24 protein-coding genes are annotated in these 24931 nt (G+C 37.7%); 7 read left to right on the top strand and 17 right to left on the bottom strand.

Translation table 11 applies throughout. The features are described 5' to 3' along the window. The 13 genes from traK to IEV57_RS04710 form a co-directional block, all read right to left on the bottom strand. A complete protein-coding gene (traK, locus tag IEV57_RS04650) occupies positions 1 to 627 on the bottom strand; it encodes a conjugative transposon protein TraK (RefSeq protein ID WP_229744227.1) in 627 nt (208 codons plus the stop codon). A gap of 25 nt (positions 628 to 652) precedes the next feature. Further along, positions 653 to 1765: a conjugative transposon protein TraJ gene (gene traJ, locus IEV57_RS04655; RefSeq protein ID WP_188440140.1), complete on the bottom strand. Its 1113-nt coding sequence runs from the start codon at positions 1763 to 1765 to the stop codon at positions 653 to 655. Positions 1766 to 1782: 17 nt separating this feature from the next. After that, positions 1783 to 2412, bottom strand: a complete 630-nt coding sequence (locus IEV57_RS04660) for a TerB family tellurite resistance protein (protein ID WP_229744228.1) — start codon at positions 2410 to 2412, stop codon at positions 1783 to 1785. After that, entirely contained in the window at positions 2409 to 3050 is a 642-nt protein-coding gene (locus IEV57_RS04665; protein ID WP_188440142.1) for a hypothetical protein, read from the bottom strand. The genes IEV57_RS04660 and IEV57_RS04665 overlap by 4 nt, the downstream gene beginning before the upstream one ends. Then, the gene (locus IEV57_RS04670; protein WP_229744229.1) at positions 3047 to 3754 is read right to left on the bottom strand and encodes a conjugal transfer protein TraI; all 708 of its coding nucleotides are present in this window, start codon (positions 3752 to 3754) and stop codon (positions 3047 to 3049) included. Before IEV57_RS04670 ends, IEV57_RS04665 begins: the two co-directional genes overlap by 4 nt. Positions 3755 to 3758: 4 nt before the next feature. Further along, positions 3759 to 6218, bottom strand: a complete 2460-nt coding sequence (locus IEV57_RS04675; protein ID WP_229744230.1) for a TraG family conjugative transposon ATPase — start codon at positions 6216 to 6218, stop codon at positions 3759 to 3761. Further along, a complete protein-coding gene (locus IEV57_RS04680; protein WP_188440144.1) occupies positions 6215 to 6544 on the bottom strand; it encodes a DUF4133 domain-containing protein in 330 nt (109 codons plus the stop codon). Before IEV57_RS04680 ends, IEV57_RS04675 begins: the two co-directional genes overlap by 4 nt. Position 6545: 1 nt before the next feature. Continuing rightward, positions 6546 to 6848 carry a DUF4134 domain-containing protein gene (locus tag IEV57_RS04685; RefSeq protein WP_188440146.1) on the bottom strand — a complete coding sequence of 101 codons (303 nt, stop codon included), beginning with the start codon at positions 6846 to 6848 and terminating at the stop codon, positions 6546 to 6548. Between the two features lie 2 nt (positions 6849 to 6850). After that, the gene (locus tag IEV57_RS04690; protein WP_188440148.1) at positions 6851 to 7216 is read right to left on the bottom strand and encodes a hypothetical protein; all 366 of its coding nucleotides are present in this window, start codon (positions 7214 to 7216) and stop codon (positions 6851 to 6853) included. 173 nt (positions 7217 to 7389) lie between these two features. Next, positions 7390 to 7731, bottom strand: a complete 342-nt coding sequence (locus IEV57_RS04695; protein ID WP_188440149.1) for a nuclear transport factor 2 family protein — start codon at positions 7729 to 7731, stop codon at positions 7390 to 7392. A 33-nt stretch (positions 7732 to 7764) separates the two neighbouring features. Continuing rightward, positions 7765 to 8607: an RteC domain-containing protein gene (locus IEV57_RS04700; RefSeq protein ID WP_188440150.1), complete on the bottom strand. Its 843-nt coding sequence runs from the start codon at positions 8605 to 8607 to the stop codon at positions 7765 to 7767. Between the two features lie 105 nt (positions 8608 to 8712). Beyond that, positions 8713 to 10296 carry a terpene synthase family protein gene (locus IEV57_RS04705; RefSeq protein WP_188440151.1) on the bottom strand — a complete coding sequence of 528 codons (1584 nt, stop codon included), beginning with the start codon at positions 10294 to 10296 and terminating at the stop codon, positions 8713 to 8715. A 291-nt stretch (positions 10297 to 10587) separates the two neighbouring features. Continuing rightward, a complete protein-coding gene (locus tag IEV57_RS04710; protein WP_188440152.1) occupies positions 10588 to 11193 on the bottom strand; it encodes a cyclic nucleotide-binding domain-containing protein in 606 nt (201 codons plus the stop codon). Positions 11194 to 11351: 158 nt separating this feature from the next. On the opposite strand from IEV57_RS04710, the gene IEV57_RS04715 reads away from it, so the two are divergent. Together IEV57_RS04715 and IEV57_RS04720 are read left to right on the top strand one after the other, a co-directional pair. Continuing rightward, positions 11352 to 11786: a MauE/DoxX family redox-associated membrane protein gene (locus IEV57_RS04715; protein WP_188440154.1), complete on the top strand. Its 435-nt coding sequence runs from the start codon at positions 11352 to 11354 to the stop codon at positions 11784 to 11786. 1363 nt (positions 11787 to 13149) lie between these two features. Further along, on the top strand, positions 13150 to 13434 hold the full coding sequence (locus tag IEV57_RS04720; RefSeq protein ID WP_188440156.1) for a hypothetical protein: 285 nt from the start codon (positions 13150 to 13152) through the stop codon (positions 13432 to 13434). 33 nt (positions 13435 to 13467) lie between these two features. Here the strand turns inward: IEV57_RS04720 and IEV57_RS04725 are convergent, their stop codons facing one another. From IEV57_RS04725 to IEV57_RS04735, 3 genes are all read right to left on the bottom strand, one after another. Next, the gene (locus IEV57_RS04725; RefSeq protein WP_188440157.1) at positions 13468 to 14814 is read right to left on the bottom strand and encodes a RagB/SusD family nutrient uptake outer membrane protein; all 1347 of its coding nucleotides are present in this window, start codon (positions 14812 to 14814) and stop codon (positions 13468 to 13470) included. 22 nt (positions 14815 to 14836) lie between these two features. Further along, complete coding sequence (locus IEV57_RS04730) at positions 14837 to 18046, bottom strand: SusC/RagA family TonB-linked outer membrane protein (RefSeq protein ID WP_188440159.1); 3210 nt, start codon at positions 18044 to 18046, stop codon at positions 14837 to 14839. Positions 18047 to 18110: 64 nt separating this feature from the next. Beyond that, the gene (locus tag IEV57_RS04735) at positions 18111 to 19406 is read right to left on the bottom strand and encodes a TlpA family protein disulfide reductase (protein WP_188440161.1); all 1296 of its coding nucleotides are present in this window, start codon (positions 19404 to 19406) and stop codon (positions 18111 to 18113) included. Between the two features lie 62 nt (positions 19407 to 19468). Between IEV57_RS04735 and IEV57_RS19455 the strand changes: the two genes are divergently transcribed. Beyond that, complete coding sequence (locus IEV57_RS19455; RefSeq protein WP_262891036.1) at positions 19469 to 19594, top strand: hypothetical protein; 126 nt, start codon at positions 19469 to 19471, stop codon at positions 19592 to 19594. Between the two features lie 1605 nt (positions 19595 to 21199). Here IEV57_RS19455 and IEV57_RS04740 read toward each other — a convergent pair. Then, positions 21200 to 21406, bottom strand: a complete 207-nt coding sequence (locus IEV57_RS04740; protein WP_188440163.1) for a hypothetical protein — start codon at positions 21404 to 21406, stop codon at positions 21200 to 21202. A gap of 358 nt (positions 21407 to 21764) precedes the next feature. Between IEV57_RS04740 and IEV57_RS04745 the strand changes: the two genes are divergently transcribed. From IEV57_RS04745 to IEV57_RS19345, 4 genes are all read left to right on the top strand, one after another. Then, the gene (locus IEV57_RS04745; protein ID WP_188440165.1) at positions 21765 to 22316 is read left to right on the top strand and encodes a hypothetical protein; all 552 of its coding nucleotides are present in this window, start codon (positions 21765 to 21767) and stop codon (positions 22314 to 22316) included. Positions 22317 to 22652: 336 nt separating this feature from the next. Beyond that, positions 22653 to 22901, top strand: a complete 249-nt coding sequence (locus IEV57_RS19495; protein WP_188440167.1) for a PLDc N-terminal domain-containing protein — start codon at positions 22653 to 22655, stop codon at positions 22899 to 22901. A gap of 471 nt (positions 22902 to 23372) precedes the next feature. Beyond that, complete coding sequence (locus IEV57_RS04755; protein ID WP_229744231.1) at positions 23373 to 24221, top strand: PDDEXK nuclease domain-containing protein; 849 nt, start codon at positions 23373 to 23375, stop codon at positions 24219 to 24221. After that, positions 24175 to 24381, top strand: coding sequence for a hypothetical protein (locus IEV57_RS19345; RefSeq protein ID WP_229744232.1), 207 nt, complete (start codon positions 24175 to 24177; stop codon positions 24379 to 24381). Before IEV57_RS04755 ends, IEV57_RS19345 begins: the two co-directional genes overlap by 47 nt. The last annotated feature ends 550 nt before the right edge of the window (positions 24382 to 24931 follow it).

A 24931-nucleotide genomic window follows, 5' to 3' on the forward strand; every position in this document is an offset into this window, starting at 1 on the left:
TTAGCGTTTGGTTACTTTGATGTCTTCATTCAGTAAGGTTTCCCATCGTTCAATCAAAAATCCGTGGGGATTATGTGTTGATCGGGCGACTTCTCTTAGCCTTCCTCTGGTGATAAGGACTCTTATCACTTCTGAGGTAGTCCGTACAATCTTTTGTTTGCCGTAATAAGTGAATTCATAAGGATGGGCCTCTAGGCTAATTTGAATTGAATCCATTTCAATTTCTTGAGAGACATTCCCTGCCAGCAATTGATTGTAAAAACCTTTTTCTTTGAGGTTGTCATAAGCCCTTTTTGCTGATTGGTCAGCCAAATAGAGCGCAGCATTGATTTGGTTGGCTATCAGTTGTTCGTCAGGAGACAGTTCAAAAAAGTGCTGATGAAATCTATTGATATGACTATTTGCCTCCACTTCTACTTGAGCATCTCTACTGCTTGCAAAAGCTTCCAAGACCTGCCCATTTGCTAAGACATAGACCCTTTGATTGAGTGACTTCAATTCATGGCTGTGGTATATAAACACCGCTGCTGTCATCAGAAAAGCACCTCCAGCTATCAGCAATGCAAAACCTCTGACCATTTGAAAAGCAGTCTGAATGTTCTTGAGTTGTTTGATTGGTTGCATCATCTTTTTATTCTTTTCTAATTAGAAATCACTTGATCAATTTGGTAGCAACTATGGGAGCAGCCATCGCCATTCCTGTAGCTTTATGTAGGAGACTATCTCTTCCTCCTGGACTGATGATGTAATTGGCCACAGAAGGCACTGTGAAATAGCCAATGATGGCGATGACCATAAAAATGAGATAGGCAGTATCCGCCTGTGAGAAGAAGGTCTTTCCTTCATTCCCCAATTGAGCCAAGTCAATCCGCAGCATGTTTTCCTGTATTTTGGCGATGATAGCACCGAATATATTGGCTACAGGTAGCCACATAAAAACATTGATATATCTGGCAATCCAGTTATTGAGCGTTTGCTGAAATCCATCAAATACAGCAAGTCCAAAAACCAGCGGGCCAAGAATGGCCAAAACAATCAAATAAAAAGTGCGGATGGTATTGATTGCCAGACTTGCTGCCATAAATAAAACCTGAAGGATTTCACTCATCCATCTCTTGATACTGGTTTTGAATTCATGGGCAACTCTTTCCATGGTCATCCTAATGGATGAGCTAAACCTATCAATTATTGATGAATTATTAGATTCTTCTTCAGGGTTGGCATATTTATAATATAGGTCGCTTTCATCAACACCATCGTCAAAAGGATAAAGTTCTCCATAAAATCCAGTGTCTTGTATACGCTTCTTTTCTGCCAGCAATTCAGCTATAGAGCTGTTGGTTCCCACCACCATGGCATTGGTGACGTTAGCAACAGGTTGTAAAATCCCATTCATCAAGGCTAAAACAGAAGGAAAGAGGAGAATGGCTAAACCCAGAGCAAAGGGTCTCAGCAAGGGATAAAAATCAACAGTTTCAGCTTGTGCAATGTGTTTCCAAACCCTAGAACCAATATAAAATATAGCAGCAAAGCCAGCAATCGCTCTAGAAACTCCTATCAATTGGCTGCTTAGCGGAATCATGTCCATATAGAGGTTGTCCAATACTTGATGAAATCCACCTATTTGATTATTTCCTACCTGAGCGAAAAGATCAAAAGGACTCAGTAAGAACAAAAAGAAGAATGCAAGCCCATTTTGCCTGTTTACCAAAGGTTTCCACCTTACTAATTCTATTTTGAAAAGCTTAAATTGAGGTATCTTCATTTGCATATTTTTATTACTCATCGATTTATTTCTTCAAGTGTAGCCATTGAATTCTTGTCCTTTTGGCGCATCAGCCCAAGGGCTTTAACATTGTTATTAAAAGAAATTAGGAACTTAAACATGCTGTCCGACTCCGAGTGAATGCGATCAATGGCCTTGAGTCTTTGTTCATCAGACATGGTCAAACTTCCAGAAGTGATGATCATGATCACTTCATCCAGATTTCTGAGTGATAGCTTAAAAAGGTTTTGGTAAACAGCCATCAGGTAATCCAGCTCCTCCATGCGATACACCCCTGCATTTCTAAAACTGTTATAAGCCGCTCTATAAGTTTGAAGGATGAAAGCTTGGAATCTGATGATTTCCCCTACCCTTCTGTAATTGCTAATATTCGGATTAACCTCACTGAGACCATCCATAAACACTTTGTGCAAACTGAAATTTCCTTGACTTAAATCTCTTATTCCATTATATCCTCGAGTCAGAATTTGATAACCATTGAGCATATTTGAATAGATTCCTCTGAATTGCTCTAGCTTTTCGACATTGAGCAGGAGTTGAACCACTTCTTGTTCTTGTGCTTTAGACTTTGAGGAGTTCAAAGTCAAAAAGAATAGCAGAAGTATAGCATAGGTATATGATTTCATCTGAGTAGGATGTTTTGTAAAACTTGATTTTCTCTTTTGATCTTAGAGCCATAAGCTTGATGGAAATCCAGCATTCTATTCAGCGCAAAAAGATCATTGTTGATGGCTTCTAGTTCCTCTTGCATGGATTTGATTAAGGTTAATCTCTGTTCAGGTTCCATTTGATAGTTTCCCGGTCGAATGAACGCATCCATTTTAATCGTTGCTTCCAAAGTCTTTGCGAGCATTCCCGCATAGACCTCACCTAAAAACAGCCGTTCTTCCGTATCGAGATTCATCTTTTGCATGCGTTGTCTTGAACTTCTGATTGCTACCGCCAAACCTAGGTACTCTTGTGTCAGTTGAACTGCATTCGCTAAAGGTTCCAATTGAGGACTTAATCCCAGCATTGTATGAAGGTGGTTTGAGTGTAGGCTGAATTCTCCTGATTTGATTTCCCTGACCATCCCGCTCCCAGCCTGGAAAGTCTGATACCCTTTTTGCAAAAGATTTCCGTACACTTCTAAAGCAGCAATTTGGGTAATCAGATATTCCTTTTGTGTTCTCTTCTGCCTGAACCATTCATTGAAAGTTTGTGCAACAGACATTTGGCAAAAGAACAAGAGTACACCCATGATCAATAAGGCTTTTGCTTTCATTGTTGTATTGATTTTAGCGTATTCAATTCCTTTTTACTTTGCTTCCTATATTGAGAAATCAGCAGATTATGCGTGTTGTACCTTCGGAGCGCATCATAATTCACTTGGATTTTCATCCCCAATTCATGAATCCCATCTAGCCTGCCGGCATCACCTATGTTGGTCAGTTGATTTTTCATCAAAAAAGTAAGTTGATCCAAGTGAAGAAGACTTTCTTGAAGAATACCTGAATAGATCACCTGCTTTTTCTGTAATTCCTCGAAAGTAAAATCTCCACTTTGCGTAAGAAGCCTCCAAGTTTGCTGGTATTCATTGAGTAGCGCTGCTTGAATCTTGGCAATGTCCTTCACTCTTTGATATTGGCTAATCAGATTTTTTACTCTCCAAAGCCCTTGATAATAGTCTTCGTAAAGTGTTTTTTGCCTTCCTGTCCAATCTGCTATCTCTTCCAGTCTGAGTTTTGACAGTGCATTCTCAATAGTTTTCTGAGCATTCTGAAGCCAAATACTTTCATTTTGTAAGCGCTGTATTTGAAGATCTACTGCAATAATTACCTTTTTCACTCCTTGCCTGATAATCTCAGCAATAGCTATAGGAGCTGCCTCCACTGGTTTGGGTTGAGTGCAAACCATCAATCCCATCAAGAGACAAATCATGCTTTTGGCTATAATGGAAGACCATGAACACTTGAGTATTTTCATCATTGATTTAAGGTTTATTTTGAGATCTGATTTCAGCAGCCATGGCTTTGATGGCTTGTTTTCTATCCCCCTTGTATTGCTTGGTCAATTCCTCTAGTCTATGCTTTTCTGCTTCTTCGGTGCTGTAAGTGAGGTATTCCTCCAAGCTGACTTCTGTCCGATAGACTCTACCGACTGGCCCAAGACCGATAAAAACCTCTTTATATTTCCGCTTTGGATCATTGGCCTTATTGATCGAAAGGATTTGCATCTTTTCCTTTTCGGTAAGTCCAAGTAATTCTTGAATCTGATGGAATTTGTTTTGGTATTTGGACTGATCCAAAAGGATTTTACAATCTGAATTGTTGATGATTGCATCTTTGACTACAGGTGAACTGATAATATCATCCACCTCCTGAGTGACCACGATGGCTTCTCCGAAAAACTTCCTGACAGTCTTGAACAGGTATTTGATGTATTCTGCCATTCCCTCTTTGGCAATGGCCTTCCATGCTTCCTCTATCAAAATCATTTTCCTAATCCCCTTCAACTTTCTCATTTTGGAAATGAAAATCTCCATAATGATCAGTGTTACCACTGGGAAGAGAATTGGGTGATCTTTGATGTTATCTAATTCAAAGACAATAAACCTTTGGTTGAGCAGATCTAAGTTCTCTTTGGCATTCAGTAAATAATCAAATTCACCTCCCTTATAATAAGGTTTGAGGACATATAGGAAATTGGCTAAATCAAAATCTTTGGTACTCACCTTTTCCTTGCTCAAAGCCAAAGCAAAATCCGCTTGTAAAAATTCATAGAAAGTGTCAAAGCATGGAAAGCATTTTTGATTTGCATCCAAGTGGACATAATAAGCTTTCAAGGCATTGGAGATTGCCACATATTCACTTCTTGTAAATTTCTCATCATCCTTCTTCCAAAGTGCCAAAAGCAAAGTTTTGAGACTCTCTTTTTTCTCAGTATCCAGCACTTGATCTCCAAGGAAGAAAGGATTAAAATGAATGGGGTGTTTTTCTTCGTAAGTAAAATAATATCCACCAACCAAATCGCAGAGACCTTTATATGAATGACCCACATCCACCAAGACCACATGTGTTCCCTGTTCGTAATAACTTCTGACCATGTGGTTAGTAAAAAAGCTTTTCCCAGAGCCAGACGGACCCAAGACAAACTTATTCCTGTTGGTAATCCAGCCTTTTTTCATGGGCTCATCGGATAAATCCACTTGAATTGGAGAACCATAAATCCGTTCCCCCAATCTGATTCCAAACCTTCCTGGGGAAGAGCGGTATTGTGTTTCAGGTATCAGAAAGCAAGCAGCAGTTTCTGAAAAAGTCGTAAATGCTTCATTCATAGGAAATGCACCTTGATTCCCAGGTATTCCTGCCCAATAGATTTGAGGCGCACCAATTGTTTCCAATTTTGGAAGCAAATTCATCTTAGCTAATGCAGCAGCTGCACTATTTTTCAGCTCAGGAAGTTTTTGTCTGTCCTCCATCCAACAGAGTAAATTGAAATGGGCATGTACTGGTGTTCTCCCCTCTTTGATGGCTTCATTTAAATAATCTTGGATGGCATCGGCAGCTATGGCATTTTCTCTGCTGTAAGCAGAAAGAGAAAACATGCGCAATCGCTTCGCTTCCAATTCTTTGGTCATCTTCAACCTATCATCAATAAAAATATATTGATTGAAGCAATGATTACAGGGCAAAAGCACCCCAACCGGAGCTGTGTAAGCACTATGAAATGGGCTCTTATCTGTCGTATAAGGTTCATAAACCTGAACAGGAGCGCATAGATTAGGCATATCAGCCGTATCTGCCAAAGCATACAACAAGGGATAGTTTCCTCCAATATTCCAATCAGGAAAAAACTGAATATCTGCCAACTCCTTAGACTTGCCCAAACCAGTTTGCAATAAAATCGGGCTATTCAATCCCAACAAATCAGAATCTTTCAGTCTATTAACCCCAATTCCCCCATCAACCAGGACTTGTACAACCTGTCCCAAGGTGGTTTCCATATCAGGAATAAAAGAAGAATCAAGGAGTTCTTTGCTTACCAAATGGTTTCGCAGTAAATTAGATAAAGAAGAATCCAAAGGCTTCGTTTCAGGATTTTTCTTGGTCAGCATCAAAATGCTTTGGTGAGTCAATACCCGTCTTTCATGAAAGAAACTTTCACTGCATCTATCCAAAAAACCTTGATCAGCCTCAAAATCTGCTTGATGGCTTTGTTCTAAAAACCAATCCTGTTTATGAAAGATAAACCCAGAAGGCAGGAGCTTAATTGCTTTTACAAAAGCTTCATGAAGCGCTTCAAACCTCCCTTGAGAAAGCGTGAAAACTTCAGGAAGCTGCAATTCAAAGCAAGCCGTAATGTCAGCCTGCTTTGAAATAATCAGATCCTGTTCTATAGAAAGCAAAGGAAACAGTGCTTCCATTTCCTTGGCGGACTTTTGTGCAATCATAAATAGGTAGATTTTTTTAGATTCAATAAAAACCTTCTATCTCTCAACTTGATAGCCCTAGGGACTTGTCTTAAAGCCATTTGCTTCATCATTCCATAAGCGCCAAAGGTTCTATTAAGCGCATAAACCTTAGAATACAAAGTTGCAAATGCCAACCCGCAGATGATGGCATTTATCAGCATTGGCATGCCAGTCAGATAAAAGGTGGTGAACAGCACTAACACGCCTAATAGGCCAATTCCCATATAGGCAATGTATTGTGCTTGGAATCCTTTGAACTCCATGGGTTTGTTCACCCCTTTATTGATCGGATAAGTTTTAATCATTTTATCCAAAGAAGCTGGTCAACACTGTAGCCACAATTACCAAAAAGACACAGCTTCCAAACCATGCTGCTGCAACTTTTCCAGTATCCGGTTCTCCCGAATTCCATTTGTTAAATACTTTCACGGCTCCTATCAACCCGACTATAGCACCAATGGCATACATCAGATTTACCCCTGATTGAAAATAACTTCTTACCTGCTGTGTCGCTGCATTGATTCCTGAGTTCCCGTCCTGTGCATAGGCAAGGCAAATCAGACAGCAAAGTGATAAGGTGAGTGTCCATTTCTTGTTAAGATGCTTCATGATCATTGATTTTGGTTTTTGATTTGTTGTAAACGAAGACGTTCAAGATGTTCCTTCCAGATTTCATCCAGATCTAGCTGAGACTTAAAGGGAGTCTTATTAAGAAATTCAGCGTTTTCAAGTGCTTGGATAGCTTTGACCTTTTGATCAGGTCGAAGCCCTCGAACCATATCCAGCCACTCTCTATATTCTTTTAGGGCAGCGTTCATATCCACTTGAGGAGAAAGTAAAGCCGTCACAGAAGTAAAAAATCTAACCACATCCTTTTTAAAAAAGAGAGGGATTAGGAGTGCATAGTAGAGTATTGATAAGAGTATCAGTACATATAAAGTCAAGGAAAAAGAAAGATTCAGGTAAGTGTAAAGCATAAGTGCTGATTTCTTTGATTAACAGAGGATCAAAGATGATCAGCAGGCTAAAAATTTATTCAGTAGTTATTCCTAAGAGGGGTGAAAAAAAGTGTTTTTGAATTAAAAAAGCTGAGTATATTTTCAATACACTCAGCTTTTTCTTTGAAAGGTTTAGCAAACAGTCTCTTACGCTACATACTGAAATCTAAATGGACCAGCCATTTAGAGTCAATTTTGACTAGCATCAGTTTGTCCTTGTTGCCTTTATGATCAATAAAAGTGACCCAAGCCTGTTTTTGAACTATAGAATCCTTCACCATTTTGAATTTGAAATTAGGATCAATGGGTATTGCTCCTGTACTCAAACCTAAATCCAACATAAATACCGTGGATTCAGTCGCATACTTTTTAGCCTCTTCAATTTTCCCAGTAAATAAATTTTCTGTAAAATTCTTCGCAGCTTTTTCAGGACCACTTTTACAAGCACTAAACGCTAAAAAGGCGATTACAATAATTATTATTTTTGATTTCATGATCTTTTGTTTTTAATGATTAGGTACACTTCTTCAATTGAGCCCCTCCCCTTCTTCCATCCATTTCACGAGTCTTTCTTGCATGATATCCAAGAATACAGTTCTGCTTTTTTTCCTTCCTCTAATCTCTTGGAAAGTCCTGTAATAATCGGTCAGTTTTTTATCAAAAAGACATCCCAAAGCATTTGCAATCTGTTTGATATCCGCATTTCCATTGTTGAAAACTCCGGATGCTTTGAGTGCATAAATCAATTCGATCAGCTGTACTTTTGGGGCAGTCCATGTCAATCCTTGTTTTACTGAGGTACTGATTCCCTGTTGTCCATCAAGAATCAAAATCTCCTCCTGTATCTGCTCAATTACTTGGATCCAAGCGTAGATTTTACCTAAGTTATAGCTTTGTAAAGTGACATATTTTGTATCCATATACAGGAGCTCTCCTGCTGGTTGCTTCAAATTGTTTTCCGAACTTCTTAAAAAATAAAATCGATCGAGATTAGTCTTTTCAAGCTTGACATAATAGAATAAATCTTTATGGTCTTGCAATAGCTTATTGGTTCTCCTGATGACTTTACAATAGTAAGACTTCACTCTTTTACTACTCCCAAGAGGTTTTTTGGATTCTATTGCAAATAGCTCAGCATAATAAAATGCTTCTTTGAGCAAGAGCGGATTGATCAGTTTGAAAAAGGAGATTTCTTCTTCCTCAGATTGAAATTTATAGGTATCCAAATATGATCTTATGGACAATACTGCCTTTTCAGCTAAATGAAAGGCCTTTTCCAGTTGTTGTAATCTATTGCTGTCCTCTAATGTCAGCATACTAATTTCCTGTTCAAGATTTGAAATCAAATCTTTAGCATATTCCCTCAACATAACTTTCTGCTTTAAATTAAACCTGTTTATTTATTTTTTTGATCTTAAAATCAATCCCATTAGTGAGAGATTGAACCTGTACTAAAAACAAAATGCATATACCGGCTAAGCTAGCTTCTTTAATCTAGCTGGCTCTTGTACAATTTCTTTATCAGGGAGATAGCGCTTGGTATCTTCTACTGACCAAGTCACTGTTCCACTAATTTGAAATTTTATGTTTTTGATCATCGAAAGCATCAGTGCATCTTCCAGTTTGTAATTTTCTGTAAAAAGTTTGACTTTAGATTCAAATGTATGTAGCAGTTGATCATGCCTTTGAAGCAATTTATCCATTGCTTCATTTTTACTTAATCGCTGATGTTCCATCAAGAGTGCAATCCAATTGTGACAATCATTGATTTCAGCTTCTTTATGATAAGAAAGAATATCGTTGCTGATAAAAATCAATTCAGCTGCAAGCTTTCTAAGCATTTCCAATTTTTCCCAAGACCATTTTACCTCCTCGGGTTCTCCTCCTAAACATAAGGGAATCAATTCAAGAGCTATTCTTCCACCAGAAAAATAGGGTCTCTTAGCTAAATATTCTTCCAATGGAGGAATACGATCAAAATCTTTGTTATTAGCCTCCCAAAGATTGTTCACTAGATAGGCGAGCATTTCATTTCTAAAATGTGCCCTATACCACTCCGCATTCAAATTTGTAAAGGCTTTCCACAAATCTTCAAAAGCGCTTATAAATACATTCTCGTTTACTAACGGTGCTTGATAATAAGGATCCATGATATTCCCTACCTCGTCTCCCATTATCGCCCAGAAGTTTAACTTTTTCCCTTTAGGCAACTTGTCAGTATAATCATCCATTAAGAAAAGCCATGCATATAATTTTCCTATCCAAATACTTTTCTGAGGAGATGCCTCTGGATATAACCTAGCGGCGAGATAGGTCATCTTATTTTCTCTAAACTTCCTGATTTGATTGGAATTTGCCAGTAAACCCACTTTTTTGAGCCAGGCAATAACTTTATCAGTAATCAATCTTGCATCTAGATGCAAAGCAGAGAAGAAGTCATAGTTTAGTATCTCCCCCATTTTGACCTTCGCAATTGGATATTCTTTGATTTGATGTAAGTATTTATTGTGTCTGCTAATCGTTCTCTTGTCTAGGTTAAAGAGTTGTGCTAACTGACTGGGAGTAAGTTCTCTAAAAAATCCTTTAAAATACTTATTGAGCAATGTATAGGCATCTCGGTAATGTTTCTGAGAAATCAGAACCCAGAGGTCATCTGCATTTTTTGCTTTTTGCTGCAAAGCTTGAGATAATGCACTGAATTCAGGAAGTTTATTTAAGACCTCCAACTCAGCGTTATGCGAAAGTCTAGATAAAATACTATCCTTGAGTGCAACTATACTGTACTGACTTGGCATGCCCGATTGGTAGGCATTTAAATCAAAGACAACCTGATCTTCAAAAAATAGCCTTACCATCCTTTCGTTTTTCTCAAAAGCCAAGACTCCTTCAAAGAGATAGTAGGAATAATGTTCCTGTTCTCCTGCTTTCCGAATCAAGTCTCCTTTTTTGAAAGTTTTAAATTCTACGAATTCCATCAGCTTTTGATAAGCTTCAAGGTTTACTACAGCCAATCCATCCAATTTGGCTTTTAAATCAAGCATTAATTTTTCCTTCTCCATAATTTTTAAATTAAATAATTGAATAAAAGAACCTTAGTCTCATAAAAGAAGAGCAACTCCCTTCTCACCCTTTAAAGACTAGAAAAACAGAAGGCCTATTATAAATTTAGATTCAGGATTGTGAAAAAGTCAAATTATCTTCACTTTTTTTCAGTATATAAATCAAATAAGAGACATTAACCCTATATTTAGATAAGAAAAATTCAATAAAATATAAATTTAAAGCAAAAATAAATTATTTATAACCTAAATCAGGATTAAAAGACCAGTGATTAAGTTTTAGAACAAAATTTAATCCTTCCGCTTTCTCAGCCTTTTAAAAGTTGAAATACTGAAATTGAGTAGTTCAGCCATTTCTTGAACTTTGAGTGAGTTTGCAGTTTTTCTATAGTTACTCAAAAAAGCATTGTATTTCTCAAAGTTAGACATGCTTAGTAGTTTTGCAAAAGCTGCTTCCCTGCTATACATATATTGATTAATCAATATAGATAGTTGATTCATTTTAGGGTATTGTTTAAGCAAAAGATTTTCATTGTGATTAGTCAATTCTGCTAATCTCACTTTTGTATAAGCTTGAAACCTGATGACAGAAGGATTCCCTGACCTAAGGGAGTCCAGGTCCACCACAATATCTCCTTCTTCATAAACTCTGTACATTTTCCAATCCAGTTCGCTACTCATTTCATAAGCAACCACTAAACCTTCTAGGATCATTCTGCTTTTTATTTCCCTGACTAATGAAGGCTTGAGTTCCTCACCAGCGGGATAACTTTTATCAAACAGGTAGTTCTTCAAGTCATTCCAGGGTAGTTTATTAAATTTGACTCCATTGTAAGGAAAATGATTGGATATGATGGTACAGCATTTTTTAATTTCTTCCAAAAACTCCTTTTCCATTAAAGCATCCTTTTCTCATTTGGATGAAAAATTAGAGTCCTTATTTTAAAAATCCTATCTACAAAATCATTTTAGTCCAAATGAACCAAAATTAAAGACATTGAATAAGGGTTCATTTGGACTGTTTTAAGAGAATAGAAGATTCTAGCTTTGAGAAGATGAAAAGCAAATCTTTAAAATACCGAAACTTTATAAGTGAAATCTCCTCTTGGCTATTGATATTCCTATTTATGTATACCGCAGTGAGTAAGTTGATTGATTGGGAAGGGACTAGGTCTGCTTTGTACAATCAAGTATTCCCCGTTTGGATGGCTGATATTTTACTTTTCCTGATTCCAGCTGTAGAGTTATTTCTAGTCATCTTTCTGTTCTCTCCCTCAATCAGAAGATATGGATTTCTTTTCAGCATTTTTGTAATGGCCAGTTTTACAATATATGTAGGGCTGGTTCTTACAGGAATTTTTGGTCGTATCCCCTGTTCTTGTGGTGGAGTGATTTCAGAGTTAAGCTGGATGGAGCATTTGATATTTAATTTGGTTTTTTTAGGGATAGCTGTATTTGGATATTGGAGTGTTTATAGGAATGACCAGTAAAATACGGGAACATTAAATTGATTTTTTGGCGTATAGCGACTGGAGAAATTTAATAAGAGCTAATATTTGTTTGGGTTAACGTATGCCTCCACCTAACAGTGAGTCCTAGCAATGGGTTTATTATGAAGCAGAGGTATCCCTTTGGACAATAGGGAATTAATAGATTTGGAAAGGATGAAGGTTGAGCTTGGGTAGTGAGAGAAAGTATGGGAGCTAAGGCTTTAACCTACAAATAGGTGGAGATTGATTATGGTGAGAAAATAATTTTTTACCTTACTTTTTCTCCCGAAAGCCTTCGGGACAGGCTATTGATGATCCGCCACGGCGGACTTTTAAAGAATAGAAACAAAAAATCCAATTGATGCTTTTAAATTGGGAAGGCAGATATGTAAAGTATATCGGATCTATACCCAATTTAATTTTAAGCCAATTGCTCCAACCTAAAAATGGGTGGAGATTTTTTGTAGTGAGAGAAAGTATTGAAGCACTCTATGTTGTTTCCTCTTACTTTTTTGCTTGATCAAAAACGTAACAAAAAAATCAAGTTGGGAAAATCCTTCAACCCGCAAAGGGCCACCGCCCGCCCGGTTCCCCAACAGCCCGCCCGCATTAGACGGTTCGAGTGTGGTTTGAAGATTTCATTCTTAAAATCAGAAAAAACTAACCTGGTTCTTTAAGACTAGAAGTTGAAAAAAGTGGAAAAGGGAAAGGTAAACCCTTCGGCAGGACACCCCCCGCAATTCTGCGGGGCAAGCCAGAGGGAGGAAATCTCAGGGACCGATGAAGGAAGCAGGGTTGAATTTGATTAGTGAGAGAAAGTAAGGGAGGTAGACATTCCTTTGAGATACTAGGGGTTTTATGAAAAAGTAAAAAGGTTAGAAGGAAAAAATCCGACAGCTACACCTTGCATGTTGAGCTATCGGACTTTGTTAATTAAATAGGTCGTAGCCAAAGATACATAAAAAATCAAAGGATCAATTGACCCAATGTGCTGTAAATTATTTGATTAGCTCTTTTGGACTTTTCTAGGTAGGTAAAGATTAGGAAATTAGAGGAATGAAAGAAAGGAGGAATTATGAGGGATGAAGGATGAAAAAAAAGAGAAAGGGAAAAAGAGAAAGGTTAAAGGGGTTGTCGATCCGGAAAGCTTTTGAGAGAATTAAAAATGTTGAAAGATGAAATGATATGAAGGTGTAGATACAATCTACTCCTAGATGGGAAAGAAGAAGAAATGTACGGCTTGTGAAGCTACTAGGTGGTTGCCAAGCGAAAGTAGGGGGATAAAAAAACCGGCCGTCCCTCTCGGAAGGGTGTGTGGACCCAAAACGACCGGAATTATTATTAACAATTAATACATAAAATTATGAAAAATAATATCAAAAACCTCCTACGTGGAGGTGTAATGATGCTCGCTGCGGTATTTGCTTTTGCATTTACTCAGCCAAAAACAGATGCAAATCAAGTTAGATTCGTTCCAATAGTAGATGGGTCTGGCTTGATCGTGGGCGGCACTCCGGTACAAGCTGGTTATACTTGTGACAGTGCGCCGACAGAAGTATGTACTGCTCTCTTTTTAAATGATGATCCTAAGGAGGAAAACCTGATTGAAGAGAGTATTGAGCAAGGGCTATATCAGCCTCCAATGTAAAAGTTTACCCCGGCAAATAGCCGGGGTATTTTTTTATCTAGGGTTTTGAATCATTGAACTTCTATCTATTTCCTGAGGTGGAATGGGAAACACATAAGCAAGGCTGTTAGGAGTTAATGAATAAATACTTTCACCAAAATCCCTCTGAAGATTTATCTGGTATCCTTCAAAGTTTAACCTTTTTAGATCCATCCACCTTAATCCTCGAAAAGAAAGCTCCTTTCTTCGTTCTAACAGGATCACTTCTAATGCTTCTTCTTGGCTTGAAAAAGTTATCTCCTCAAAATCTTTGATTCTGAATTCAAGAAATGAATTTAATAATTCCGATGCCAAGGTGAGATCTTCAGCTCTTACAAGACATTCGATATAAGTCAATAATACTTCATTTGTGCCTATACCGCCAAACCAAGTAGCTCTTCCTGTATGAAAAGCTTTAAAATTCAATCCATTACCTCCTCTATTGATGAAAAACAAAGCCTTTCTTGCGTCATTATCATTATAAAGAGCCAATAAATTCTGATCAATAAATGTGAGCGGTGAATTATAAAATTGATAGAGCATTAACTGACTGTGAAATATCACTTCTTGATTGAATATTCCAAAAGGATTAGAGGTAGTCACTGGGAGCTGTGTATAGTCAATCAAGGTCAGCCCTTCATTGTGTAATTGTTGACCTAATTCTAAAGCAGAAGAATAATCCCCCTCCATGAAATAAACCCTCATCAATAGTGCTTTAGCAGCACTAATAGAAGGTCGGGTTTTTAAAGGTTCATTCAATGGTAATAATTCGATCGCCTTTTCTAAGTCAGCTTTAATTAAGGACTTTACCTCTGCTACTGAGGCTCTATTCGGATTTGGAGTTACAAGGGAGTTCATTCTTATGGGCAACCCAAATTCTGAATCTTCACCATCAAATCTGGTGTATGGCGTAAATAATTCCAATAATTGATGATAGGCAAATGCTCTGAAAAATAGCGCTATTCCTTCCAGTTGTTTGGCCCGATCGTTTTGATCTTGAGTAATTTCTATGGTCCCTAAGCCATCTAACACAACATTAGCATAGAATATTTGCTGAAATGGAACTGACCAATCAGGAAGCTCTCCATTTTGATTGACATCCTCAGCCCAGATATAGGCTTGTCTCTCCCACTCTAGCCTTAAACTTTGCCAATGTTGAAATGGAATATTGAAATCAGCTGATGCCACTTCCCCAATAGCGGGAGTTTGATTGAATATTTGCTGATCATTGCTAAGGAGGGCTTCGAAATCATCCAAGTTTGTTGGAACCACAAGTCCAAGGCTTGGTTTTTCTGAGAGGAAATCTTCGCAGGAAGTCAAGAGCATCCCTATTATTATGAATATGTAAGTGTATTTTTTCATTTCTGTCTTTATTTAAATTCTCCTAAAGTGTGATGTTGATGCCCATTGAGAAGTTTCTCAATTGCTTTGTCGTCCTAAAATCAGGATCTAAAGGATCATCAGATGCTTTCCATAGAATTCCCAAATTGTCTCCATAGAAAAAGACCTCTGCATTTTCGAATGGTAATTTCCTGCCTTGGATTGAATTAAGTCTATAGCTCAACCTGATATCTCTTAATCTAATGTGATCACCTTTTTCTACAAGGATATCGGAAAACCTGTAAACATTATCCCTGTTTGCACTTCCAACATTAGGCACTGAAGGTATTTGGGTAGTTAATTCATCTCCGCTTTGTTGCCATCTATTGGCATAATCCTCGTGTCCTCCTAAGCCCCTATTGGTTCCGTAAACAATGGACTCTCTTCTATAGTAATAGCCTCCTCTATAGGATATATTGAAGGAAAGATTTAGCCCACCATAGCTGAAATCATTTCTGATTGCACCAAAAACTGTTGGTCTTGAAGACCCCATGAACAAAAGATCCTCTGGATTTAGGGAAGATATAATAGCGTTGTAATTTTCACTCGGCTCTCCGTCTAATATTCCTCTTGGGTTACCGTTATCAGGATTTAATCCTCCCCAAGGCAGCGCATAAACAGCAAATAGTGGGTTTCCTTCTAGCGGTAAAGTCAAAGTACCCACTGAAGAAAAATTCAAATACTGTAATGCTGAAGCTTTCACCTCGTAGGAAGTAACTTTTTCATTTATTGCACTTAGAAAAAAGTTTGTGTTCCAGTTGAATTTACCTCTGATATTTTCTGTAGTTAATACGATGTCCATACCGCTCGCTCTAGTTTCGGCGATGTTGCCCCTAAATAGAGTAATCCCTGTTGATGGTGGATAAGGCTCCTGACCTATTAAGTCAGTACCATTTTTAAAGAAATATTCAACAGAACCATAAACCCTTCCATTTTTACCTTCAAAATCTAGGGCAAAGTTAGAAATGGAAACTCTCTCCCAACTTAAATTTGGGTTTGGGGGATTCTGAACCCTCGCAAAAGGTCTCCCAGTTAGAAAGCTATTCCCAAAAATTTCAGCAGTAGTAAAAGCAGATAAGCTTCTATCAACATTTCCATTATAACCTTGAGTCAATCTTAACTTCAAAAGCGGCAAATATTCAAAATTGTAAAAATTCTCTTGGGAAATAATCCAGCCCAATCCTGCTGACCATAGCGGTACTCCTCTCTGATTGGTTTCTACTCCAAGAATATTTGAAGCATCTTTTCTAGCACTGAATGATAACAAGTATTTCTTATTGAAAGTATAACCTGCATTTGTAAATGCTGATGTAAATCGTTCGACATTTCCTGAGAACCCTTGGACAAATGGAATCCTTGTCACTGATATAGGAAAGTGGAAGGGATTAAAAAAGGAATTGTAATCTACAGCAGAAGTTCTCCCAATGTTGGAATCAAAACCATAGAATCTGTTACTATTCCCATTGCCTTGAAGGTCTTTCAGTTCAGCACCTGCAATGATAGATAAATCATGTTTTTCTTTCCAGGTGTTTTTATAAGACAATAGACCTCTCAATTGATGGCTATTTGTCGAGGAGTTATTAATATCCATTATCGCCCCTCTTGGAATTGGGAAACTCAGCGATCCGTTAGGTTGAACTTGCGTAAGGCGGTTAATCAGGTTTCTAGAGAAATATGAATCAGCAGAATTAAGTTGATTCCTTTCACTATCATTTTGCCAGTATTGATAAGATATATTCAGATTCAAATTTTTGTGCAGCGCATAATCCAAACCAAGATTAAGTCTTACATCAGTGGAGTTGGTTCTATAGTCTCTTTCGGAGATTTCCTGCAAGGGTCTGTATTGCCAATCTAGTAACCCTTGACCTTGTGCGTCAAGTATAAAAGACCTTCTGTACTCATGATTGATTGGTATTGGATTACCCTCTGAATCAGCCAAAGCTGCATAAGGATAGAGCCTTTCATTCCCAGCTGCCTGCATGGATAAAGTGAGCGGATTTAAAGCATTGTTTGTAAAATTTGATTTTACTAGGTAAAGGCCAGTTGAGAGATTCAGTTTTCCATCAAAAAACTTATTGTCATTCTTGAAAGAAATGGTATATCTCTTTTGTCCGTTCCCTACCAATTCATCATTGCTTCTGTCAAACCCTGCTGAGATACCATATCGAGAGTTTTGCCCTCCCCCTTGAATATTTACAGCCTGCTGTATCAAAGTGGAAGGCTGATAGAGGTAATTATTGATGTCATTTCTAACATCCATCTGAGAAAATCTTCCTATAATTTCATCTGCTTCTCCTTGTGAAATCCTGCCTTCACGTGCATCTATCAAAGTTTCAATCACTGGACTCAAAGGGGCTCTCACAATGGAATTTTCTGTACCTGCATAGAATCCTCTACCAAAAAGATCCCTTTCGATACTGATGTAATCACTTGTCCCCATCAGTGGCCTATGGAAAGCGTCCTGCCTATCAGATATACTGAAATTTGAGGTGATAGACACTTTTACCGGCGAATTAAATCCACCTTGCTTTGTTTTGATTACGATTACTCCATTACCAGCTCTCGCTCCCCAAATAGAGGCTGCTGCCGCATCTCTTAATACAGTAATACTTTCTACATCATTGGGGTTTATGTTTTCAAGTGGTCCATCATAGGGAAAGTTATCAATGATCACCAAAGGACTGGTGTTTGCAAACAAGGTTCCTCGGCCTCTGATGTTGATTTGATCGGTTCCACTTCTATTAAATCTCAAACCAGGCGTAACATCCTCAAGCCTATCGATAAGATTTGTCGTAACCCGTCTTGAAACCAGTTCGTTGTCCACCTGCACAAATGAGCCAGTCGCCCTTTCTTTTGGTAATTGTTCATACCCAGTAGAGACAATTTCTACAGCTGAAAGTGAAAGTTCATCAGGCTTCAAGGAGATCAATAATACTTCTTCCCTTGGGATTTGAACTTGACTTTTGTCAGAATTAAATCCAATGAAAGAAGTAATGATTTCATATTTTCCTTCAGTCAACCTGATGATAAATTGGCCAGATTCATTGGTCACAACTGCCTGTTGAGAATCTGTAATTTTTATCAAAGCACCGGGTAAAGGTTCACCGGTCACCGAATCTCTTACTTCACCTTTGAGGGTATGAAGTTGCTGTGCTTGTGCATTCCTTCCAATCAATAGAAGTAGCAAAATGATCATGGTAAATGTTTGTTTCATAATTGATGATATTTGGTTTATATGGTCAAGTAGTCAGTCTTTCGACTAGATTGATTGCTGTGGGTTAGTATTTTGAAAGTTTGGTTAAATTTGAGTCTACAATTTTGAGCATATTGATTTCTACCAGCTCTTCTCTCAACTCAAGCGAGTAAGGTTCCAATGCTTTATTGATAGCTTCCAAATCACTTAGATTGGCTTCTATAGATATATTTACAAGCTCTGTGATTCCTGTTTTATTTAATATTGGCCCATCAAGGTGTTGTAGATATTTGCTGGAAAGGTTATTGACGATGTAGCCCATTGCGGCATTTCTGACTGTGAATCCTGAAAAGTCAAATTCTGAATACGATTCTCCACCATCTCCAATAAAATTAGGAGAATCGCCCATGAAATAGAGGGAGTAAGCTTTGCCTTCTGTTTTTTCAAGGACCGGCTTGGCATATGGGAACATCCTTTTTACTTCTTGTTGAAGGATCTCTTGTTCTTGGTCTTTTAAGGATGGAGGAAAATCTATTTGTAAACATTTGGCGTGTTGCATTTCCCATTGCAAGCCTCCTTCACCTGTTGCCTCTGTTGTGAACATCTCAGGATTCGATAGTTCCACCTTAATTTGACTATTCGGGAACATTTTCTTGGTGTTCGGATCTTTAAAAGCAATTCTGAAATACATGTATGGAGAAATGTTTGAGGCAATTATTCTCGAACCTCCATTCTCTGCTTTAGGAAAGTATCGGTAGATTGTTTTTCTAGACTCTTGGTAATCAGTCATGATTACTTTGTAGACAGCATCCTTTTCGTCCAGTGGCGTATCATCGGAAATAGTGACCACTTTTTTGGTTCTTTGAGTGGGCAATATTCCCGATTCAAGGTAATTTTGGATGCTTTCAAAATTCATCTGATCGCTTCCTACTTCTGCTAAAAGGGTTCCTTCTGGGCTGATCCACACATAATGAGGAAGTAACTGGTGGGGCAGAATAAAGCGTAAAAACTGATCCTCATAGATCATGGGTTTCCGGATTGTCTTAAGCTTAGGTAGTCGTGTGAACAGTTTTTCTACCTCTTCTTTCCCTTGATAGGTCACAGGAAGGATAGTCAGTTTATCTCCAAAGGCCCTATCTAAGCTATCGAGTTTGGGAAAACTGGCCACACAGGGTGCACACCAAGTTGCCCAGAAATCCAGGATCAGCAAGCCTCCTTTATAATCAGAGAGCATCAGCTCATCATCGGGGTGATACAATACCTTATCATAGATAAAATCAGGTAATGTGTCTCCTTGAGTAAGCGGTTTAAACTCCTCTTGACATATCGCCGAATAGGTCAAGAGATTAAATAACAAAAGCAAAATGGGTTTATTTTTCATAGGATTATGTTTTAATGGTTAATAGACTTATTTCTTAATGGTATCTGTCCACTATAATCAGGATGTTGATCAGTGGTGGTGGATTGGTTTCTGGTTCTGGTGGTTTGTCGGGTTGCATCGGGAAAGGGGTTGGAAAGTTGGAAGATTTGAAAATTGAAAGATTGGGTCTAAATGAGTTAATTGGTTAATTGAGTTGATTTAGGGAAAAGGTGAAAGGGAAAAGGTGAAAGGTTGGGTTAGTGGTTTAGATTTCGTTTTTTAGTCGTCATATCGAACAGAGTGAGATATCTCGACTTGGTTACTAGGTGTGGATTATTTAGAACCCCTCTTCTATTTTTGTCGAGATGAGATTTTCCCGCAATTCTGCGGGACAGGCTTTGTTTCTTATATCTTCCGCCGCGGCGGAAAAGCTGCTTCTTAAAGAAAAGGGAGGCCGGCGGGTTGAGTGGAATCGTGTTTGCCGGCCTGGGGAGCTATGGAGAGAACTCCCCCACTCCGCCGTCCAATAGTGTCGTCACCTTATGTGTCTCCGAACTATTTGGGTTACTATTTATCGATTAACCTAATTATGAGAAAAGGTGGACGAGGGAGGCCCGAGGGATTGGTGATTTGAGATTTTAGAATTTAGATTGGGGGTCTGATTGGTTTCATGGTTTTAGTGGATTAAGTGATTGGTTGAATGGGTTAATTGGTTAATTGAGTTGAGTTTGGTGGTAAGTTGAGTTTAAAGGTGAAAGGGAATAGGTTAAAGGTTGGGTTAGTGGTTGGGATTTCGTTTTTTGGTCGTCATATCGGGGTAGTTAATTGGTTATCAGTTGAATAGGTTAATTGAGTTGATCTCTTAGGTCTTGGTACTTAGTACTTTGTACTTCGTACATTTTACCCTCTTGATTCCCCGCAATTCTGCGGGACAGGCTTTGTTTCTTTCCTCTTGTTTCTGAAGAAACCCCAGCACAATGGGCAGGTATGTGGTCGCTGCAAACCAGTTTAGCATCACTTGTTTTTAGGTTAGACATAGATTCCACTGGCTGGGGGGTTGAGGTGAGGCAACTTTTCTTTTTATGCTTCGCATGTCTCACGCAGATTGCGCGGATTTCACAGATTTTATTTTACCACAGATGAACACAGGTGAACACTGTTGATTGGGTATGTGATGATGGTTGGTGGTCTGGTCAGATTCATGGGATTAGTTATTGGTTGAATTGAGTTATTAGGGGTTAGAAGGTTGGAAAGTTAGAAGATTATAAGGTTGAGTTTGTAGTTGTTTCATGGTTATCAGTTGATTAGGTTATTGGTGAATTGAGGTTAAAGGATAAAGGCAAAAGGATAAAGGTTTGGTTAGTGGTTTAAATGTCATTTTATAGTCGTCACATCGACCATAGGGAGATGTTCCCGCAATCCTGCGGGACAGGCATCGTCATGAAGAACTCTTACTGAATTCTTAAATAAACCTCTCCTGCTTTTGTCGAAATGACTGGTGAAAAGAACACATAGGGGTATCCTTCAATCATCATGTGGATGATTTGGGGCTGATACTTTTCGCTTCGTTCTGGGGCTAGGGGTCCTGATTATTTTCAGAAAAGGACATAGTTGTGTCAGGGAGAAAAAAACTTGAGTTTTTTCAACTGGACAGTGAACGCGGAAGAGTTCCTGATTGCTAAGAAGATTGATTTTGGGTCTTGCCTATCGGGGCTTCTGCAGGAGCGATATGATAGGAAGATTGGCGAGCGCATCCATGACGTATGTCTGTTGGAAAAGCGTATCTGAGTAGATGGCTCTTGGGAATAATAGGTTTAAATAGGGTTCTTTGGCTTGCGCTCAAAGAGGATTTCGAAGGCTGAAAGGCCATAATTGATAAGCAGTTTAGAATTAACCGCTTTATCAGACTGGTAATTATCTTTAACCGGAGAAAATGAACTCAATGCAAACAAATCAACACCTCCAAGTCCTCTTATTGGAGTTTTTGTAAATAAGTAATTTATTGAATATCTCGCTTTCATGGTTAAGTTTATAAAAACGAGTCTGGATTAGGTCGAAAAAAGAACACTATAGTGTGGGCTTCTATCAACCGCATCGCAAGGTTCCGACGCCCCATGAAACGGATATCGATAGGTTGCCCACAGCTATAGCTTTGCAAATATAACAAAAGCTAGCTATGAGCATGTACCTACCGTCTCGTTCATGATTACAATGGTCGGATTTTGCGATCGAGACTCTTAATGTACATGTATCAAAATCAAATTGACAAAACTCTAAAATTGACAATTCCTTAATTTGATGCTTTAAATATCTAAAGAAGAAATTTAAAAAACAATAAAAAGTTTACTTTTTACAGTAAACTTTTTTATCCCTTAGGGGATGGGAAAAATTAACTCAATAAAACCTCATCAAAAAAGAGATCGGCTTTTGAAGTTGATCGATTTAACTGGATTGACATTTTTGGGCTTCGAAGTTTTATTAGGATATAAGAGCGAAGGAAAATACATCCATCAGATTAAGAACAATAACAAAGAAGTGTCTAATCTAATGATTAAAAAGATTCAGCAGTCTCTTAAAATATCAGCTGAGATTTTTAATGATACTTCAATTGAATTTGATAAAAGTGAAATTCAAAGTCAAATTGAAGGTTTTAGAAATGATAACATCAACAGTTCTACTTACTTCCAAAAAGAGGATGATGTTTTATTGGTTATAAATAAATTAATCAGAAATGGCTTTTTTGATAGCGAAAAGTCAGGCGAGGAAATACTCAAGAAATTTATAGAATTTGGCTATTTATATTCAAGTGAATACCTCTCTGGTAAATTAGTGAACCTTTTAAAAAGAGGTGTACTTAAAGCTAATAAAAGAAGAATAATTCTTAAAAATGGGAAGCTTGGAAATAAAATGGTGAATTATTACCGAACTTAGGAAAAATATTTTTCCACAAAAATACCATGTAGAGGGCATTTTTTGTTTGTTGGATAATGGATACGTTTAGGAAAAACGAGACTTATTTCATAGAATTAGGAAGCTAGGTTTTTGTTTTTCAAACAGATATCAGTGCTGGGTGTCAAATTAAAGAAACCCGAAATGAATAAAATGACAAAATTGATTAACCTGATACTCTTATTGACTCAAAACTTTTCTTGTCCTGAAAGGAAATCAACAAAAGAAATTGCCAACTTGGATATGCGAAGTTCCTGTTTCGGATGGGACAGGTTGAAAGTCATTACTATCTAGTTTTATTAGCAATCAATTAATCCTATGAAAATCGATATTATCCCTTTATTGATACTCTTCACAATAGTTGTATTAATTATCAAATCTATTGTTGATTTATATCGAATGAAATCATCTTCAAATAAGTTTAAAGCAAATTGGCTGTTTGTGATTTGTGCATTCCCCTTAGTAGGTTCTTTACTCTTTTATTTATTTGGAATCAACTCTGGAAATAACTATAAAAAGAAAAATTTCAGTTTAAGAAGGACAACTGATAAGTATCCTTTAGACTAAGTGAAATACAATATATCCTACACTTTCTACTAGTAACAAATAGATGGCCGTGAGCTATAAGCTCACGGTGCTATTATGCTACAGCGGAAAACAGTCTCACACCACCTTACGTGCTGGTCTCCCCGAATCAAGCCTGCCTGCTGGCAAAGGCAAGTTCGGGGCAGGATGTAGCCATCCCTGCATCTTGGCCCCTCGCTAAAATTTTTTACTAGAAGATTTTTTAACGCTCAGTCCTAGTTCACTGGGTTGTAGGTTGTGATTTGAGGTAGTAGGAAAGCATTTATTCGTGCCAATTTTATTCTGGTATGTGGATACATTAAAAAATTAAGAATTAAATCAATAGATTCGGTCTGACTAATTAGGAATGGCAATCAGATTAAATTGAAGGATTTTATTTACTTTAGTCAAAATGCAAAAAAATTAGAACACTTTGTAAGAGTAGATTACATTTGGTAAAAGGCAAATTGAAGAATGATTGAAAAAAGTGATTTAGGGTCAGAAGCAGCTTTGTTTGATGAAATCAGTAACCTCATCGAACAAGGACATTCAAAGGTACTTTCCTATGTAAATAGTACAATGACATTGCTTTTTTGGCAAGTAGGGAAGCGGATAAATGATTTCATTTTAGAACATAGACGAGCCGAATATGGAAAAGAAATAGTCGTTACACTATCACGACAATTAGAGGAGCGTTTTGGACGGAACTTTGAAGAGAAGAATTTAAGAAGAATGCTTCAATTTGCTAATGTTTTTCCAGACACAGAAATAGTCGTTACACTGTCACGACATTTAAGTTGGTCTCATTTCTTAATTCTTATACCATTAAGATCAACTGAAAAAATCAATTATTATGCACAACGTGTAATAGAAGAACGCTTGGGTGTAAGAGGGCTTAGGACGCAAATAGAACAGAAAGCGTATGAAAGAACAGAAATAGCAAACATCCAACTGCCAGATAAAAAGCATGATCTATCTGGTAAGTTCAAAGATCCTTACTTACTCGATTTTTTAAACCTTCCTTATGGATATCTAGAAAAAGACCTAGAAACCGCAATCTTGAAAGAGCTTGAGAATTTTATTCTGGAAATAGGAAGAGGGTTTGCTTTTGTAGAACGGCAAAAAAGGATGATAATTGATGGGGATGATTATTATTTGGATCTTTTATTTTATCACCGAAAATTAAAAAGATTAGTCGCTATTGAATTGAAGATCGGAAAATTTCAAGCAAAATATAAGGGTCAAATGGAATTGTATCTGAAATGGCTCAATAAACATGAAAGAAGGGGAAAATGCACCTGTGGAACTTATTCTTTGTGCTGAGAGCAGTAAAGAACAGGTGGAACTTCTAGAAATGCATAAAGATGGAATTATGGTTGCTGAGTATTTGACAGAATTACCCCCTAAACATGAATTAGAGAAAAAATTACACCAAGCATATTTAGAAGCAAAGGAAGTTATAGAGAAACGCAAACTTATTTGACATAAAGAAAAGAATGCACAATGTATTAATCGAGATGGCCGAGAGCCATAAGCTCGCGGTGCGCCTATACCACGGCACGGGCTACCCATTAATGAAGCAAGCTCACACCGCCGTATCCCGATAATGGGACTGGAAGTAATCGTCTCCCTCCTAGCCCTGAATCCTGGTCCCTCGCTAAAATTTTTCACTGGAAGATTTTTAAACGCTCAGTCCCAGTTCACTGAGTTGTAGGTTGTATTGTGTAATAGAATAGCCTTTAACCTCTCCCCTTTTCCTCAAATTGCACTGATTCCAATTTTTTTGGCTTAGAAAAGTACAATCTTGGAATAATTATATATTTTCTTGGTTTTTCGCCAAAAGTCGGCGAATGGTCGGGAGGGATACGGGACACGGTCGGAACACGGACGGGAGGAAGACGGAAGAAAACGTGGTGTTTTTGAAAATAAATATGATTATTTTATACTAAATTGCATTATTTTAATAAAGAGGTTTTTTGGTTTATTGATGTTTTTGGAGGAAAAATACCCTGTAGTTGGTATTTTTTGTTTGG

Origin of the sequence: Belliella aquatica (assembly GCF_014637795.1) — a bacterium.
GTDB classification, from domain to species: Bacteria; Bacteroidota; Bacteroidia; order Cytophagales; family Cyclobacteriaceae; genus Belliella; species Belliella aquatica.